Below are 16,483 nucleotides of genomic sequence, written 5' to 3' on the forward strand. Positions count from 1 at the left end.
CGCCGACTGTCGGAGGTGCGGGCTAGGGTCGGCGGCGTACGACCACCAGGAGCAGGAGACGCCATGCCGTCAGGGCGCACCGCGCAGGAACCCGCCGGTCCCGGCCGACCGGCCCCAGGCCGCTGGCGCCGATTCCCTTCGACGTCGAGGCGGTCTTTCCGGAGCTGACCGGTACGTCGCGCGACGTCACCCTCCTCTACCCCCGGGCCGGGCAGCCCGGCCCGGGGGACAGCTCCATCGGCGGGCCGCTGCTGTGGCCGGCCGACGAGCCCTGGCCGATGTGCGCGGAACCGGGCCACTACAAACCGCTCGACGCGCCCGTCGGGCCCGAACCCGTGGCGATGGTCCCGGTCGTGCAGCTGTACGCGCGGGATGTGCCCGGCCTCGCTTTCCCGGCCGGTACCGACCTGCTGCAGATCCTCTGGTGCCCGCTCGTCCACGAGGACGACCAGTACGCGGCCAACCCCCGGCTGCTCTGGCGCAGCACGGAGCTGACGGCCGCCGGCACCGCTGCCGGGGAGCCGCCGCGCCCGCACACCGTGGAGGAGGATTACCTGCCCCGCCCGTGCACGGTGTCCCCCACCGCGGCCGTGGAGTACCCGAACGGGGACCTGCCGGAGGAGCTCTCCGATCTGCTCGACGAGCGGTTCGACGACCTGAAGGAGAAGCAGGGCTACTGCTACTTCGAGGTGGCCACCACGCAGCAGAGCAAGGTCGGCGGTTACCCGGGGTGGACCCAGCCGCCCGACTGGCCGCACTGCGCGGGCTGCGGGACGCGCATGGAACACCTGCTCAGCGTCACCGCGACCGAGCCGGGCATGGGCCGTTGGCTCCCCCTGGACGACCGGGACCCACGCCAGGGGATATCCGCGGCCCCGTCCTGGCAGGCCGAGGCCGATCCTGGCGCCCTCGACACCTTCGGGCACGACATGTGCCTGGGCGACCTCGGCGGCATGTACTTCTTCGTCTGCCGCGCCTGCCCCGGCACTCCGTACACCCACCGCTACGACTGCTGAGCCGGGCCGGTCCGGGCCGACTCAGCAGTCGTAGCGGTGGGTGTGTGGCCGCAAGGCACTTCGGCCTCTGCGGCCTGCCCCTGCCCCTGCCCCTGCCCCTGCCCCTGCCCCTGGGATCGTTCGTCGAGGCCGCGAAGTGTCGGTCCGGGGCGACGCGGGCCCGGACCGTTCGTGCCTTGACCCAGCTGGTCCGCTGCCGCATGACCCGGCAGTCGCGCATCGCCCTGAACACGGCCGGTCCGGGATGGACGGAGAGGGCGCCGACCCGATGGCCGGCGCCCTCTCATATGTGCGGACTCGCGTCCTCAGCAGCAGCTGCCCAGCGCCGCATCAGACGCGATTCCGAGCGGCTTCAGCTGCAGCCGCTCGTCGAGCCGCAGCCCTCGCAGATGTAGCAGGAGCCGGCGCGCTGCATCTTCGTACCGCAGGAGAAGCAGAGCGGGGCGTCGGCACTGATGCCGAGCTGCATCTCGACCAGCTCGGCCGAGGTGTGCGCCGTCTTCGGCGTCGTCTTCGCGGCGGACTCCGCAGGCGCCGGGACCGCCTTCAGGGGCTCGGCGTGGACCGGGGCCGACTGGGCCAGGCTGTCCGTGTCCAGCTCCTCCGTCTCGAACGACGGCTCGTAGCTGCCGGTGTCCAGGTGACGCTGGCGCTCCTCGGCGGAGTGGATACCGAGGGCCGAACGGGTCTCGAACGGCAGGAAGTCCAGCGCCAGGCGGCGGAAGATGTAGTCGACGATCGACTGCGCCATCCGCACGTCCGGGTCGTCCGTCATACCGGCCGGCTCGAAGCGCATGTTGGTGAACTTCGAGACGTACGTCTCCAGCGGAACGCCGTACTGCAGGCCGACCGAGACGGCGATCGAGAAGGCGTCCATCATGCCCGCGAGGGTCGAGCCCTGCTTGGACATCTTCAGGAAGACCTCGCCGAGACCGTCGTCCGGGTAGGAGTTGGCGGTCATGTAGCCCTCGGCGCCGCCCACCGTGAAGGAGGTGGTGATGCCGGGACGGCCCTTGGGGAGACGCTTGCGGACCGGGCGGTACTCGACGACCTTCTCGACGGCCTCGCGGATGGTCTCCTCGGCCTTGGCGGTGACCTCTTCCTTCTCCTTGGTCTTGGCGGAGAGGGGCTGGCCGACCTTGCAGTTGTCGCGGTAGATCGCGAGCGCCTTGACGCCCATCTTCCACGCCTCGAAGTAGACCTCCTCGACGTCCTCGACGGTGGCGCTCTCGGGGAGGTTCACCGTCTTGGAGAGCGCGCCGGAGATCCACGGCTGGATGGCCGCCATCATCCGGACGTGGCCCATCGCGGAGATGGAGCGCTCGCCCATCGCGCAGTCGAAGACCTCGTAGTGCTCGGTCTTCAGACCGGGGGCGTCGACGACGTTGCCGTGCTCGGCGATGTGGGCGACGATCGCCTCGACCTGCTCGGGCTGGTAGCCGAGGCGGCGCAGCGCCTGCGGCACCGTGCCGTTGACGATCTGCATCGAGCCGCCGCCGACCAGCTTCTTGAACTTGACCAGGGCGAGGTCGGGCTCCAGACCGGTGGTGTCGCAGGACATCGCGAGACCGATGGTGCCGGTGGGCGCGATGACCGAGGCCTGCGCGTTGCGGAAGCCGTTCTTCGCGCCGAGCCGGACCACGTCCTGCCAGGCCTCCGTCGCGGCGGCCCAGACCGGGGAGTCGAGGTCGTCCATGTGGACGGCCTTGGCGTTGGCGTCGGCGTGCTGCTTCATGACGCGCTGGTGCGGCTCGGCGTTGCGGGCGTAGCCGTCGTACGGGCCGACGACCGCGGCCAGTTCGGCGGAGCGCTTGTACGAGGTGCCGGTCATCAGCGAGGTGATGGCGCCGGCGAGCGCACGGCCGCCGTCGCTGTCGTACGCGTGGCCGGTCGCCATCAGGAGGGCGCCGAGGTTGGCGTAACCGATGCCCAGCTGGCGGAAGGCGCGGGTGTTCTCGCCGATCTTCTGCGTGGGGAAGTCGGCGAAGCAGATCGAGATGTCCATCGCCGTGATGACCAGCTCGACGACCTTGGCGAAGCGCTCGGACTCGAAGGACTGGTTGCCCAGGCCGTCGTCCTTGAGGAACTTCATCAGGTTCAGCGAGGCGAGGTTGCACGAGGTGTTGTCCAGGTGCATGTACTCGCTGCACGGGTTCGAGCCGTTGATCCGGCCGGACTCCGGGCAGGTGTGCCAGGCGTTGATGGTGTCGTCGTACTGGATGCCCGGGTCGGCGCAGGCCCAGGCAGCCTCGGCCATCTTGCGGAAGAGGGACTTCGCCTCGACCTCTTCGATGACGTCGCCGGTCATCCGGGCACGGAGCCCGAACTTGCCGCCCGACTCGACCGCCTTCATGAACTCGTCGTTCACACGGACGGAGTTGTTGGCGTTCTGGTACTGGACGGACGTGATGTCGTCGCCGCCCAGGTCCATGTCGAAGCCCGCGTCACGCAGGGCGCGGATCTTCTCCTCCTCCTTGACCTTGGTCTCGATGAAGTTCTCGATGTCGGGGTGGTCGACGTCGAGGATGACCATCTTGGCCGCGCGGCGGGTGGCGCCGCCCGACTTGATCGTTCCGGCGGAGGCGTCGGCGCCGCGCATGAACGACACCGGGCCGGAGGCGTTGCCGCCAGAGGAAAGGAGCTCCTTGGAGGAGCGGATACGGGAGAGGTTCAGGCCGGCGCCGGAGCCTCCCTTGAAGATCATGCCCTCTTCCTTGTACCAGTCGAGGATCGACTCCATGGAGTCGTCGACGGCCAGGATGAAGCAGGCGGAGACCTGCTGCGGCTGGGGCGTGCCGACGTTGAACCAGACCGGGGAGTTGAAGCTGAAGACCTGGTGCAGGAGGGCGTAGGCCAGCTCGTGCTCGAAGATCTCGGCGTCCGCGGGAGAGGCGAAGTAGTGGTTGTCCTCGCCGGCCTTCCGGTACGTCTTCACGATCCGGTCGATCAGCTGCTTGAGGCCGGTCTCGCGCTGCGGGGTGCCGACGGCCCCGCGGAAGTACTTGCTGGTGACGATGTTGACCGCGTTCACCGACCAGAAGTCGGGGAACTCGACGCCACGCTGCTCGAAGTTGACCGAGCCGTCGCGCCAGTTGGTCATGACGACGTCACGGCGCTCCCACTCCACCTCGTCGTACGGGTGCACGCCGGGGTTGGTGTGGATGCGCTCGATACGCAGACCCTTGCTCGCCTTGGCGCCCTTGGTGCGGGAACCTCGTGCCGGGCCGCTCGCCGTCTCTGTCATGCCGCCTCCCATATGTGGGCGAAAACGCCCTGAAGTGCCCAGATCTTCCCAGGCACAGTGTGTGTCCGTTGCCCCGAGGGCCGCACTCGGCCCCGGGAACAGGTCTTGATTCGCCCGGCCGACGGTCGGTGGAGGTGACTCCGGACCGTGACGGGCGCGTACCGCTCAGTCGGCGGCAATGGCGGGCGCGGGGACCTCAGGGGTCTCGCCGTTCCCGCGGTCCTCCGCGGAATGCCGCTGCGCGCGCAGTTCCACGATGGCGGCCTCGAAGTCTTCCAGGGAATCGAACGCCCGGTACACGGACGCGAAGCGCAGGTACGCGACGAGGTCGAGCTCCTGCAGGGGGCCGAGGATGGCCAGTCCCACGTCGTGGGTGGTCAGTTCGGCGCTGCCGGTGGCGCGCACCGCCTCCTCGACCCGCTGGCCGAGTTTGGCGAGGGCGTCCTCCGTGACGGGCCGTCCCTGGCATGCCTTGCGGACGCCGGAGATGACCTTGGTACGGCTGAAGGGTTCGGTCACGCCGCTGCGCTTGACCACCATCAGCGAGCAGGTCTCCACCGTGGTGAAGCGGCGGGAGCAGTCGGGGCACTGGCGGCGGCGACGGATCGACGTCCCGTCGTCGGTGGTGCGACTGTCGACGACTCTGCTGTCGGGGTGCCGGCAGAAGGGGCAGTGCATGGCTCCCAACCCTCCTTCACACGCACGACTGAATAGCCTCTTCAGGGCCATGTCCGGGCCCCTGGAAGCAGTCCCCAGCATAGGCGATGACCACGGCGCGATTGAACCGAGACCACAACTTCTGGGCGACTGAAGCAATCCAACCACTAGATCTAGGGTTGGGTCGCGTTTTCGACCCCATCGCGTGTCGCGCACCGGATCCCGCTCAGGGGCCGCCGGGGGAGCGTGGGCCAGGGAAGAGAGTACGGGAAACGCGGGGCCGCCGAGCCGCCGGGGCCTCGGCGCGCGAGCCCGGAGGGAACACTCCGCACGCGGGGCCGGATGCGACACTTGGGCCGGGCCGCGAAGGAGAGTACCGCCGGAGCGGGCGACCCCCAGCGCGACGCCTATACACCTGTCGGCACCACCACGGCACCCCTTTATTCGTTTTTCACTCGAACGTGTGTTTGGCGCAACCTTTCGAAAGCTACTACCGTTGTCCAGCTAGGGAGAACATTCGAGAGGGGCCGACGTGACCACCACCGCAGACAGCGCCACCATCACCGCCCGGGACCACCGCTCCCCGAGCCGACTTGAGCCGGTGCATGCCATGAATGACGCAGTCATGAACCCGGACGGACCCGAGGCCGCACGCCCCGGACGCTCCATGCCCGGCAGGCCCCCCGGCATCCGGGCGGACAGCTCGGGGCTCACGGACCGGCAGCGGCGGGTCATCGAGGTCATCCGCGACTCCGTGCAGCGGCGGGGATACCCGCCCTCCATGCGGGAGATCGGTCAGGCCGTGGGCCTCTCCAGCACCTCGTCCGTCGCCCACCAGCTGATGGCCCTGGAGCGCAAGGGATTCCTCCGCCGGGACCCGCACCGTCCGCGCGCGTACGAGGTGCGCGGATCGGACCAGCCCAGCACCCAGCCCACCGACACGACGGGCAAGCCCGCCGCGTCCTACGTGCCGCTGGTGGGCCGCATCGCCGCCGGTGGGCCGATCCTCGCCGAGGAATCCGTCGAGGACGTCTTCCCCCTCCCCCGCCAGCTCGTCGGCGACGGTGAGCTGTTCGTCCTGAAGGTCGTCGGCGACTCGATGATCGAGGCCGCGATCTGTGACGGCGACTGGGTCACCGTCCGCCGCCAGCCCGTCGCGGAGAACGGGGACATCGTCGCCGCCATGCTCGACGGCGAGGCGACGGTCAAGCGCTTCCGCCGGGAGGACGGCCACGTATGGCTGCTGCCTCACAACGCCGCGTACCAGCCGATCCCCGGCGACGAGGCGACCATCCTGGGCAAGGTGGTGGCGGTGCTGCGCCGGGTCTGAGGCGTCGGAAGCGACGGTCACGGCTGCTCGGCCCCGGGACCCCCTAGGACGTCGATCATGACGTCGGTCCCGGGGCTTTGCCTTGCCGTCGATCCCGGGACCCTGCCCTGCCCCGGGTCTGCCCTGCCCTCGGGGCTCAGCCGTGCCTCGGCTCTGCCCTGCCTTCGGCTGTGTTCTGCCGACGGACGGCCCAGCGTGGGGCAGGACCCGCCCTACGCTCCGTCCGCCTTGGCCTTGGCGTCGATGGCGGCCAGGGAGCGGCGCGCCTGGTTCCGGTCGGTGGTGTACCAGAAGTCCGGCAGCGAGGCGCGCAGAAAGCTTCCGTACCGCGCGTTGGCCAGTCGGGGGTCCAGCACGGCGACGACGCCCTTGTCCCCGGTCGCCCGGACCAGCCGGCCGGCGCCCTGGGCCATCAGCAGGGCGGCGTGCGTCGCCGCCACCGCCATGAAGCCGTTGCCGCCCGCTTCCTCGACCGCCTTCTGCCGGGCACTCATCAGCGGATCGTCGGGCCGGGGGAAGGGAATCCGGTCCATGACCACGAGCTGACAACTCGGCCCCGGGACGTCCACGCCCTGCCAGAGCGACAGGGTGCCGAAGAGGCAGGTCTCCGGGTCGCCCGCGAAGTTCTTGATCAGCTCTCCGAGCGTCTCCTCGCCCTGGAGCAGGATCGGCTTGTCCAGGCGCTCCCGCAGCTCCTCGGCCGCCGCCTTGGCTCCCCGCATGGAGGAGAAGAGACCCAGCGTGCGGCCGCCGGCCGCCTCCACCAGCTCGGCGAGCTCGTCCAGCATGTCCGTACGCGAGCCTTCGCGCCCCGGGGTGTTCAGATGCCGGGCGACATAGAGGATGCCCTGCTTCGGGTAGTCGAACGGGGAGCCGACGTCCAGCCCCTTCCACTGCGGGACGTCCTCGTCCGCCGTGCCCTCGGGGGCAAGCCCCAGGGACGCGCCCACGCCGTTGAAATCGCCGCCGAGCTTCAGGGTGGCCGAGGTCAGCACCACGGAGCGCTCCGCGAACAGCTTCTCGCGCAGCAGTCCCGACACGGAGAGCGGGGCGACCCGGACGGAGGCTCCGAACCGGTCGTGCTGCTCGTACCAGACGACGTCGTACTCGGAGCCCTGGGCGATGCGCTCCGCGACGCCGTGGATCGACTCCACCGAGGCCAGGGCCTGCTTGCGGACGGCGTTCTCGTCCTCGACCGACTTGTCCCGGGTGGCCCCGATCGCGGAGATCACCGTGCGCGCCGCGTCGCGCAGCGCCATCAGCGCGTACCCCAGGTCCTCGGGCACCTCTTCGAGCCGTCCGGGCAGCGCCAGCTCCATGACCCGCTCGAACCCCTCGGCGGCGGTCTGGAGGGCATCGGCCGCCTTCTCGTTGACCAGCTTCGCCGCACGGCGGACCGCGCGGTTGACCTGGGCGGGGGTCAGCTCACCGGTGGCGACGCCGGTGACCCGGGAGACCAGCTCATGGGCCTCGTCGACGATCAGCACCTCGTGGGACGGCAGGACCGGCGCGCCCTCGATGGCGTCGATCGCGAGCAGCGCGTGGTTGGTGACGACGACATCCGCGAGCTTGGCCCGCTCGCGGGCCGCCTCGGCGAAGCACTCCGCGCCGTACGCGCACTTCGTCGCGCCGAGGCATTCCCGCGAGGAGACCGAGACCTGGCCCCAGGCCCGGTCGGAGACCCCGGGCGTGAGGTCGTCCCGGTCACCGGTCTCCGTCTCGTCCGACCAGTCCCGCAGGCGCAGCAGGTCCTGCCCCAGCTTGCTGGACGGCACCGCCGCCTCGAACTGGTCGAAGAGCCCCTCCTCCTCGTCCTGCGGCACCCCTTCGTGGAGCCGGTGCAGGCAGAGGTAGTTCGACCGGCCCTTGAGCATGGCGAACTGCGGGCGCCGGCGCAGCAGCGGGTGCAAGGACTCGACCGTACGCGGAAGGTCCCGCTCCACGAGCTGGCGCTGGAGGGCGAGGGTGGCCGTGGCCACGACGACCCGCTCTCCGTGCGCCAGGGCCGGCACCAGATAGCCGAGCGACTTGCCCGTACCGGTGCCGGCCTGGACGAGCAGATGGGACTGGGTGTCGACCGCCTCGGCGACGGCCTCGGCCATGGTGACCTGGCCGGGCCGTTCCGTACCGCCTACGGCGGTGACGGCGGCGTGCAGGAGCTCGGGGAGGGATGGCTTCGTCATAGCCCGACCAGCCTACGGCGCACCACTGACAACGACAGTCACTCCCGGACGCGGACGGAGGGATGCAGCGGGTTGGGGACCGTGCCGTGGATCGCCGCGTGCGGGCGGCTCGCCCGGTCCCGATAGCCGTCGACGTGCAGGCGGTTGCGGTTGAGGCAGAGGCGTTCGATCTCGGGGGTGAGCATGTCGAACAGCTCGAACCGCTCCTTCAGCTCCGGGAAGCGGGCGTGGTGGCGCACGATCTCCGCCCGGACGAGTGACCAGAAGGTGTCCTCGGAGACTCCGAGCTGCTCCTCGCACAGGGGGGACAGATAGCGGAAGACGCCGACGAAGAGGCCGGAGTGGATGAACTGGGTGAGGAAGGACGGCTCTTCGGTGAGGAGGACGGAGCGCACCTCGTCGGGCATGGAGGTGTGTTCCGGCAGGGGGCGGGCGCTGATGTTGACGTCGTCGACGAAGTCCTTGATCGCGAGCCGTACGGGCACGTCGTTCTCGTCGAACACGACGATGGCGTTCTCGCCGTGCGGGGAGAACACCGTGCCGTAGCGGTAGAGGAAGTGCAGGAGGGGCGGCAGCAAGGCGGTGAAGAGGCGCTTCAGCCACGTCTCCGGGGCGAGGCCGGAGCGCTCGACGAGCTCAGCGGTGAACGCGCGGCCCGTCGGATCCGTATGCAGGAGGGAGGCGAGCGTGCGGGCGCGTTCGCCCGGAGCGAGGCGGGGCAGCAGGGGCTCACGCCAGATCGCGCCGAGGAGTTCCTTGTACTGGTAGGGCGCTTCGGGGAGGTGGTCGTACAGCGGATGCTCGACGGCGACGGAGGCGACTTCGCCGAGGAGGATGACCCGGCAGGTGTCGCGCAGGAAGGGATCACTCTCGCACAGCCCCTGGACCCAGGCGGTGACGGCGGGGGCGGCAAGGGTCCGCTCGGTCGGCAGGCCGCGCCAGACCAGGGTGTTGAGGATGGAGAGCGGAAGCTTCACCGTGTGCCGCTCGGGGCGGTCCACATTGGCGAAGGTACGGATGGACTGCTGCGGGAGGCGGGCGTCGCCGTCGGTGTGCAGGGCCACGATGTCACCGTCGGCGATGGCCGGGGCGAAGAGCGGCGTGATCCACTCGTCCCACTGCCAGGGGTGTACGGGGAGGTAGAGGTAGTCCTGCGGGTCGCTCCCCCTGGCCCGCAGCGCGTCGGCGAAGGCGTCCCGGACGTCCGGGCCGAGCTCTCCGGCGTACAGCTGGTCGGGGGTGGAGACGCGGCCGACGCCCCGGAACTGCGCGATGCGGGTGCTGACCGCGATCCACGGCAGCCGGAGCGGGCTGCGGGTCTCCGGAGTGAAGCGGGCGGCGTCGGCGGCGGAGAACCCCAGCCGCCCCTTGCTGGCCACCAGCCAGGGGTGGCCGGTCTGGTGGCCCTCCAGCTCCGCGTAGTCCAGGGCGGCGAGCCGGTCCGCGGTGAGCGCGGTGTGGTCGAGCCGGGCGTCGGCGCAGAGCGTGAGGGTCAGTTCCCGGACGAGGTGGCCGAGCGTCGTCCCGTCGAGTCCGAGGAGCTGCCGTGCCCGGGTGAGGAAGGTCAGCGGGTCGCGGAACGGGCGGAGGTCGCCGGGCGGGTCGCCGGAGGGGTCCTCGGCGTCCGTACGGGTGCGCGCGGCCGTCGCCGGGCCGTCGGGGTGGGCGCCGGTCCGGATGGTGGCCGAGCCGTTGCACCGGACGTCGGCCCGGACCATGGCCGGGCCGTCGGACGGTACGCCGGCCTGGACGGTGGCCGGACCGATGGACCGTCCGTCCGTCCGGACGGCGGCCGAGCCGTTGGACCGGGCGCCCGCCTGGGCCCGTGCGGTGATCCGGATCGACTCGGGGTCGACGCGCCAGCTGCCGTAGACGCCGCGCCGCGCGGTGAAGGCGAGCACTTCCCCGTCGTCGAGGGTCAGTCGGTGGAGTCCGCCGGTCCCGGGCTCGGGAACCGGCTCGATGATCTTCTCGTAGGCGAACTCGCCGAGCATTTTGGCGAGGAGCCTCGCCGCGGCCCGGTCCCAGATCTGCCGGTCCAGCTCCGGAGGGCTGAACAGCTGCGGGGACTCGGCTGCGTCACGGCTCGTGGGATATATCGGCACGGGGACTCCTCCGGAGGGAACCTATGAGGTTCGAGCGGTATGGAAGGTGCGGAGAACACGTCACAGCTGGGCTCGGTACGTTCGGTCGCGGACCATCAGCGCGGCGCGTTTGTCGGGGAGGTCCACTTCGGCGGAGAAGCGGAAGCCGGCGCTGAGGAACGCGGATACGGACGGGGTGTTGGTCAGGTCGGGTTCGGCGACGACCCGCGCGCACCGCGGAAGGTGGTCCAGGACGAGGTCGGCGACGGCTCGGAGCAGGGCGGTGCCCACGCCCCGGCCCCGGTTCCTCACGCCTCCGAGGAGGAGGTGGACGCCGGTGTCGTGGGGGCGGGCGGGATAGTGGCGGGCCAGCGGATCGAGGTCGGCGCGGTAGATCTCCCAGTAGCTCATGGGGGTGCCGTCGAGCACGCCGAGACAGGGGATGCTGCGCCCGTCTCCTTCGAGTTGGGGCCGGATGTGGCCGGCGGTGACGGACTCGGGTCCGGCGAGCTCCCAGAAGGCCGCCACGGCGGGGTCGTTCATCCAGCGGCTGATGACGGGGAGGTCGCGCTCCAGCCGGACGGGGAGGAGGGCGAACTCACCCGCCGGGGTCCGCACGGGCGGCCAGGAGCCCGGATCGCCCAGCAGGTCACCCGGGGCGGTGGCCCGCCGTGTCCCGGCACCGCGCTCCTCGGCTATGAGCGCGAGGAGTTCCTCGGTGAGCTTCAGGTCCAGGGTGTCCTCGGCTCCGGTGTTCGCGGACCTGGTACTCGCGGGCCCCGTTCCCGCGGCTCCGGTGCTCGCGGCTCCGGTGCTCCTGGCTCCCGTGCTCCTGGCTCCCGTGCTCCCGTCGTCGGGTGCGGTGCTCCCGCCGGGGTGCGCGGTGCCGGGTTCGGCTGAGGCGTCGGCGGGAGGCACGGTGACGCTCTCCTCTCTGGACCGGGTGCGGTCGGTGGGCTTCTCCGGTGCGCGAGCGGCCGGAGTCCCTCGGCTGCGCGTGCGGTCGGAATCTGTCTGGTGCGCGTGCGGTCGGAGTCTGTCTCGTGCGGCGGTTCAGCTGTGGAGCGGGTTGGCGATGGTGACGTACACGGACTGGGTGTCGACCGGCCCGACCAGCTCGTCCAGGCCGTGCAGCCGGGTCAGCAGGTTGGCCTTGCAGCGCAGTTGGCGGTTCTCCAGGAGATACGAGGGCAGGGGCGAGCCCAGTTCCGCGGTCTCCGTGAGGAATCGGCGCAGGACGGTGAGGAGTTGCTGTTCGTCGGCCAGGCGCTGGGACCCGAAGGCCCCGATGAGTCCGAGGACGTTGTTGATACCGAGGTAGTAGGCGAACCGCTCGTCGGTGACCGGGTCGGAGACGAAGGTGTCGCTGACGGCGCCGATGCCGGGGAGGAGGCGGTCCAGCTCGGCGCGGCGGGACTCACGGAAGTAGTAGCCCTGGTTGTCCCGGTAGCGGCCGCCGACGGGCCAGCCGTCCGGGTCGAGGAGGACGAGGGTGTTCTGCTGGTGGGCTTCGAGGGCGACTCCGCCGTGGGCGTCGAGCCAGAGGACGGGGCGCACGACGTGGTGCAGATAGCGCCGGAACCATTCCGCGGACACGTCGGTGCCGGACAGGCCGGTGCGGGCGCGCAGGCCGGAGACGACCTCCGCGAGCCGTGAGGGCATGCCGGGGCGGCCGGGCCGGGGGCGCTGCGCGGTGAGTCCGGCGATGCAGGCGGCGTCGTCGCCACGGCCGAAGGGGTTGTGGCGGAGCACGACGTCGAGCCCGGTGACGGGGGCGCCCTCGGGATCGTCCACGGCGAGCCAGGCGGGATCGCGCACGATGTCGAAGCCGGGGTGCTCCCGCTGCCAGTGGTCGGCGAGCCCGGTCGACAGGAGGCGGTGGACCTCGACGCCCCGGTGCAGTTCCTTGCGGAGGTTCTCCCGGCGGGAGTTGGTGATGCGGACGCCGAGGGAGAGCTTGAGCATCACCTCGGCCCCGGGCCGGTGGACGGTGCGGATGGACGAGGTGGGGTGCCAGGGCCCGCCGTGCGGGCCGAGGTCGTGGAGCAGGCCCGTCTCGGCCAGGGCGCGGACCTGGGGGCGGTGGAGCAGGTCGGCGGCCTGCCAGGGGTGGACGGGCACGGCGAGCATGCCGGGGGGCGTGTTCAGCCCGTCGGTGTGCGGGGCGAGCAGTTCCTCGGCGGTGGCCGGACCGCCCTCGGTCCAGGCGGAGTCGGTGGCGGCCAGCGCGCGGTCGACGGCGAACCAGTGCAGCGGGAAGGAGCCGTGGAGCTCCGGCGAATAGCGGCGGGCCTCCGTCTCGGAGAGGCCCTCGCGGCTCTTGGGCGTGGGGTGGAGAGGGTGGCCGAGCAGCAGGGACTGTTCAGCGGTGAGGAAGAGGTCCGCCTCGGCGGGGTCGGCCGGGCTGCGCCGCCGCTGCTCGATGAACCCGGCGGTGTGGCGTACGGAGTCGGCGACCCGGGCGACGAGATCACCCGCACCGCTCTCGCCGCCCTCGCGGCCGATGAGGACGGCGACGGTGGCGGCGTCGGCGGGCGGGGCCCCGGCGGGGGCGTTCTCCAGAACGGGCGCGCCGAAGCGGTGGGCCCCGGTGGCGGACCAGTAGTGCACGGGGACGAGGAGGGCGGTGCCGCTGGCGGGGAAGGCGACGCGCAGGGTGTCGCCGTCGGGGCGGGGCAGGTCCCTCTCCCGGGTCCAGCAGCGCAGCAGGCTTTCGGTGCCCGCCGCGTCGGCGGCCCGCAGCGGGTCCGGGTCGTCGAGCGGGTCGACGGCCGGGGCCGGGGTCGCGTGGCCCGATGTCGGCGCGCACGCGGCGGGGTCGGTTCCGTACGGGGTCTTCTGGCGGGGCACGGTCGTCGCCTCGACCGTGCCGGGGGCGGCCGGTTCGTCCTGCCCCCGGTGCCGGGGGGTACCGGGGCCGTCGGCCTCGGGCGCGGGGGTGGGGTTCACGGCGTTCTTCCTTGTGGGGAGGGCGGGATCAGGTGGTCGGCCCGGCGATGGTCCGACGCTGCGGGGAGCGCGTCGCGGCAGCCAGCGCGTCGGCGAGGCGGTCGACGACGGCGGTCGCCTGCTCGTCGGTGAGGGTGAGGGGCGGGAGGAGGCGGACCACGGCGCCGTGCCGGCCGCCGAGTTCGACGATGAGGCCGCGCCGCAGGCATTCCTGCTGGACGGCGAGGGCGAGGGCCGGGTCGGGCGGCGGCGCCGGATCGGGGTCGCCGGCTTCGGCGGGCAGGGGCGCGCTCTCGGGATCCACCAGCTCCAGGCCGATCATCAGTCCACGCCCCCGTACGTCACCGATTCCCGGGTGATGCGCCCTCAGTTCCCTGAGACGGGCCAGCATCCGGGCCCCCAGGGCCGCTGCGCGGTCCGCCAGTCGGTTCTCCCTGACGTACGCGAGCGTGGCCGCGCCCGCCGCCATGGCGAGCTGGTTGCCACGAAACGTACCCGCGTGCGCGCCCGGCTGCCAAAGATCCAGCTCAGCGCGGTAGACGATCACGGCGAGGGGCAGGGAGCCGCCGATCGCCTTGGAGAGGACCATGACGTCGGGGACGATGCCGCTGTGCTCGACGGCCCAGAACGCGCCGGTCCTGCCGACCCCGGTCTGGACCTCGTCGGCGATGAGCGGGATGGACCGCTCCTCGGTGATGCGGCGCATACGGCGCAGCCAGGCGTCGGGGGCGGGGTTGACGCCGCCCTCGCCCTGGACGGGCTCCACGATCATCCCCGCGGGGTGCGGCACTCCGCCCTTGCGGTCGTCCAGCAGGTGTTCGGTCCAGCGGGCGGCGAGCGCGGCGCCGTGCTCGCCGCCGGTCCCGAACGGGCAGCGGTAGTCCTGCGGGAAGGGAAGCCGGGTGACGCGTACGTCGGTGGCGCCGCCGGAGGCTTCGAGGGCTCCGGCGGTCATGCCGTGGTAGGCGCCGGTGAAGGTCAGCAGGCCGGAGCGTCCGGTCGCGGCGCGGACCAGCTTGAACGCGGCCTCGACGGCGTCGGTCCCGGCGGGGCCGCAGAACTGGATGCGGGCGTTGTCGGCGAACTGCGGGGGCAGGCTGGCGAACAGCTCGGTGGTGAAGGCGTCCTTGACCGGGGTGGCGAGGTCCAGCACATGCAGGGGGGCGCCGGATTCGATGACCTTGCGGATCGCTTCGAGCACGACCGGGTGGTTGTGGCCGAGTGCCAGGGTGCCCGCGCCCGAGAGGCAGTCCAGATACCGGCGGCCGTCCGCGCCCTCGATGGTGAGCCCGCGGGCGCGCACCGGGACGATCGGCAGGGACCGGGCGTAGGTGCGGGCCGCCGATTCGCGCAGGGACTGGCGGCGGAGGATGCCCTCGTGCGCGGGGGGCGGCGCCACCGGTGCGGGTTCGGTCACGGACACGGCTCTTGATCCTCCTGCGGTAACAGTTGCGTTGCACGTCGGTACGATTTCGCGCGGACGCACCGAGGCCGTGAACGCTGTCCTGGTGTCCCCCGTACGTACCAACGACGCCGACCGCGATGGATCACGGGTACATCGGAACATCCTTGCGGCGACGGAACCGCGGACCTGCCGGGTGCCGTCACCATCGGCACCGGCATAGTGGGGGCCGCACAGCGGCGCGGAAGCAACCGCTCGGACGCCCGAAGTGTCCGCCACGCAGCACCAGTACCGAGTGACGAAGTCCCAGGGGGATCACGAGATGCGACCCATTCGCCCGACCGATGCCGCACGCCGCGGGAGGCGCGCACGGCGCATACCCTCGTCCGCGCTCGCGGCGACCGCCGTGGCCGCCGTCCTGGCGCTCACCGCCACCGCGTGCGGTCCGGAGGAGGACGACGCGGCCGACGCGCCCAGCGCCTCGGCGGGTCAGCCGGACGGCGGGATCACCATTCCGGACGACCTCAAGAACCGGCTCAAGGAGCACGGGATCGACCCCGACACATGGCGGGACGGGGAGTGGAAGAACTGGGACAAGGACACGTGGCTGCGCGAGGCCAGGGACTTCGTCAACCCGATCATCGAGGACCTGTGGGACCCGGACCGGATGCGGGACGCCGACAAGCCCCCGGAGAACCCGGTCGACAACGACATCTCGGGCGACGACGGCGTGACGGACCCGACGCCGGCCCCGGTCCGGGCCGCCGGTGTCGCGACGCCGTACCACGACAACGCCCCGGAGTCGGGAAAGCTGCTCTTCGACGGCCCGAAGGGGTCGATGGTCTGCTCCGCGACCGTGGTGAAGGACCCGGCGAACCCCGGCAAATCCAACATGGTGTGGACCGCCGGGCACTGTGTGCACGCGGGCAAGGAGGGCGGCTGGTACCGCAACATCGCCTTCGTCCCGGCGTACAACAACGACGGCCTGCCCCTGGCCGAGCAGGAGAGCGTGCCCAAGGAGAAGATCGCTCCCTACGGTGTGTGGTGGGGCCAGTGGGCCCAGACCTCCGAGCAGTGGATCGAGCAGGGCGCGTCGGTCGGCGGCCAGGGCGCACCGTACGACTTCGCGGTACTGCACGTGACGCCGGAGAAGGGCGCGGGCGGCAAGTCGCTGGAGGAGACGGTCGGTTCGGCGCTGCCGGTGGAGTTCAACGCCCCGGCCGTGCCGGAGATCGCCGAGATGACGGCCACGGGCTACCCGGCCGCGCCGCCGTACGACGGTCAGAAGCTGCTCCGGTGCCAGGACAAGCCGGGCCGACTCTCGGTCTTCCGGGAGCAGCCCACGATGTACCGCATCGGCTGCTCGATGACCGGCGGTTCCTCCGGTGGCGGCTGGGTCGCGACGGGCCGGGACGGCAAGCCCGCCCTGGTCTCGAACACCTCGATCGGCCCGGTCACCGCGGGCTGGCTGGCCGGTCCCCGGCTCGGCGAGGAGGCCGAGGCCGTCTACCGCGCGGTGAGTGAGAAGTACGCGGGCCGCTAGCCCGGACGCCGGAGGCCCGGCCCGGACTCGCTGTCGAGTCCGGGCCGGGCCTCCGGCTGTCGTACGGCCCCGCTG

At 71.5% G+C, this 16,483-nt stretch carries 10 protein-coding genes; 3 read left to right on the top strand and 7 right to left on the bottom strand.

Annotated features, from left to right (window positions below; translation table 11 throughout):
* Positions 1–278 precede the first annotated feature (278 nt).
* The gene (locus KME66_RS06560; RefSeq protein ID WP_216320030.1) at positions 279–1,016 is read left to right on the top strand and encodes a hypothetical protein; all 738 of its coding nucleotides are present in this window, start codon (positions 279–281) and stop codon (positions 1,014–1,016) included.
* Between the two features lie 352 nt (positions 1,017–1,368).
* On the opposite strand, the gene KME66_RS06565 is transcribed toward KME66_RS06560, so the two are convergent.
* Complete coding sequence (locus tag KME66_RS06565; protein ID WP_216320033.1) at positions 1,369–4,260, bottom strand: vitamin B12-dependent ribonucleotide reductase; 2,892 nt, start codon at positions 4,258–4,260, stop codon at positions 1,369–1,371.
* A 165-nt stretch (positions 4,261–4,425) separates the two neighbouring features.
* Positions 4,426–4,938, bottom strand: coding sequence for a transcriptional regulator NrdR (gene nrdR / locus KME66_RS06570; protein ID WP_216320036.1), 513 nt, complete (start codon positions 4,936–4,938; stop codon positions 4,426–4,428).
* Positions 4,939–5,449: 511 nt separating this feature from the next.
* On the opposite strand from nrdR, the gene lexA reads away from it, so the two are divergent.
* Entirely contained in the window at positions 5,450–6,247 is a 798-nt protein-coding gene (gene lexA, locus KME66_RS06575; protein ID WP_216320038.1) for a transcriptional repressor LexA, read from the top strand.
* A gap of 212 nt (positions 6,248–6,459) precedes the next feature.
* Here lexA and KME66_RS06580 read toward each other — a convergent pair whose 3' ends face one another.
* The 5 genes from KME66_RS06580 to KME66_RS06600 all read right to left on the bottom strand — a co-directional run bounded on the left by KME66_RS06580 (position 6,460) and on the right by KME66_RS06600 (position 14,886).
* Complete coding sequence (locus KME66_RS06580) at positions 6,460–8,430, bottom strand: ATP-dependent DNA helicase (RefSeq protein WP_216320041.1); 1,971 nt, start codon at positions 8,428–8,430, stop codon at positions 6,460–6,462.
* A gap of 38 nt (positions 8,431–8,468) precedes the next feature.
* Positions 8,469–10,535 (bottom strand): IucA/IucC family siderophore biosynthesis protein, encoded by a 2,067-nt coding sequence (locus tag KME66_RS06585; RefSeq protein ID WP_216320043.1) that lies wholly within the window; start codon positions 10,533–10,535, stop codon positions 8,469–8,471.
* 60 nt (positions 10,536–10,595) lie between these two features.
* Positions 10,596–11,432, bottom strand: coding sequence for a GNAT family N-acetyltransferase (locus tag KME66_RS06590; RefSeq protein ID WP_216320046.1), 837 nt, complete (start codon positions 11,430–11,432; stop codon positions 10,596–10,598).
* 135 nt (positions 11,433–11,567) lie between these two features.
* Positions 11,568–13,463 (bottom strand): IucA/IucC family protein, encoded by a 1,896-nt coding sequence (locus KME66_RS06595; protein ID WP_216320049.1) that lies wholly within the window; start codon positions 13,461–13,463, stop codon positions 11,568–11,570.
* A 28-nt stretch (positions 13,464–13,491) separates the two neighbouring features.
* A complete protein-coding gene (locus KME66_RS06600; RefSeq protein ID WP_216320054.1) occupies positions 13,492–14,886 on the bottom strand; it encodes a diaminobutyrate--2-oxoglutarate transaminase family protein in 1,395 nt (464 codons plus the stop codon).
* Positions 14,887–15,187: 301 nt separating this feature from the next.
* On the opposite strand from KME66_RS06600, the gene KME66_RS06605 reads away from it, so the two are divergent.
* Positions 15,188–16,408 (top strand): serine protease, encoded by a 1,221-nt coding sequence (locus tag KME66_RS06605; RefSeq protein ID WP_253208248.1) that lies wholly within the window; start codon positions 15,188–15,190, stop codon positions 16,406–16,408.
* Positions 16,409–16,483: the final 75 nt, after the last annotated feature.

Source organism: Streptomyces sp. YPW6 (genome assembly GCF_018866325.1).
GTDB lineage: Bacteria > Actinomycetota > Actinomycetes > Streptomycetales > Streptomycetaceae > Streptomyces.

What these genes read in the sequence shown, in the direction of transcription:
- nrdR (WP_216320036.1), bottom strand. Translation starts at nt 4,938, where the DNA reads ATGCACTGCCCCTTCTGCCGGCACCCCGACAGCAGAGTCGTCGACAGT.
- KME66_RS06580 (WP_216320041.1), bottom strand. Translation starts at nt 8,430, where the DNA reads ATGACGAAGCCATCCCTCCCCGAGCTCCTGCACGCCGCCGTCACCGCC.
- KME66_RS06605 (WP_253208248.1), top strand. Translation starts at nt 15,188, where the DNA reads ATGCGACCCATTCGCCCGACCGATGCCGCACGCCGCGGGAGGCGCGCA.
- KME66_RS06560 (WP_216320030.1), top strand. Translation starts at nt 279, where the DNA reads ATGTGCGCGGAACCGGGCCACTACAAACCGCTCGACGCGCCCGTCGGG.
- KME66_RS06565 (WP_216320033.1), bottom strand. Translation starts at nt 4,260, where the DNA reads ATGACAGAGACGGCGAGCGGCCCGGCACGAGGTTCCCGCACCAAGGGC.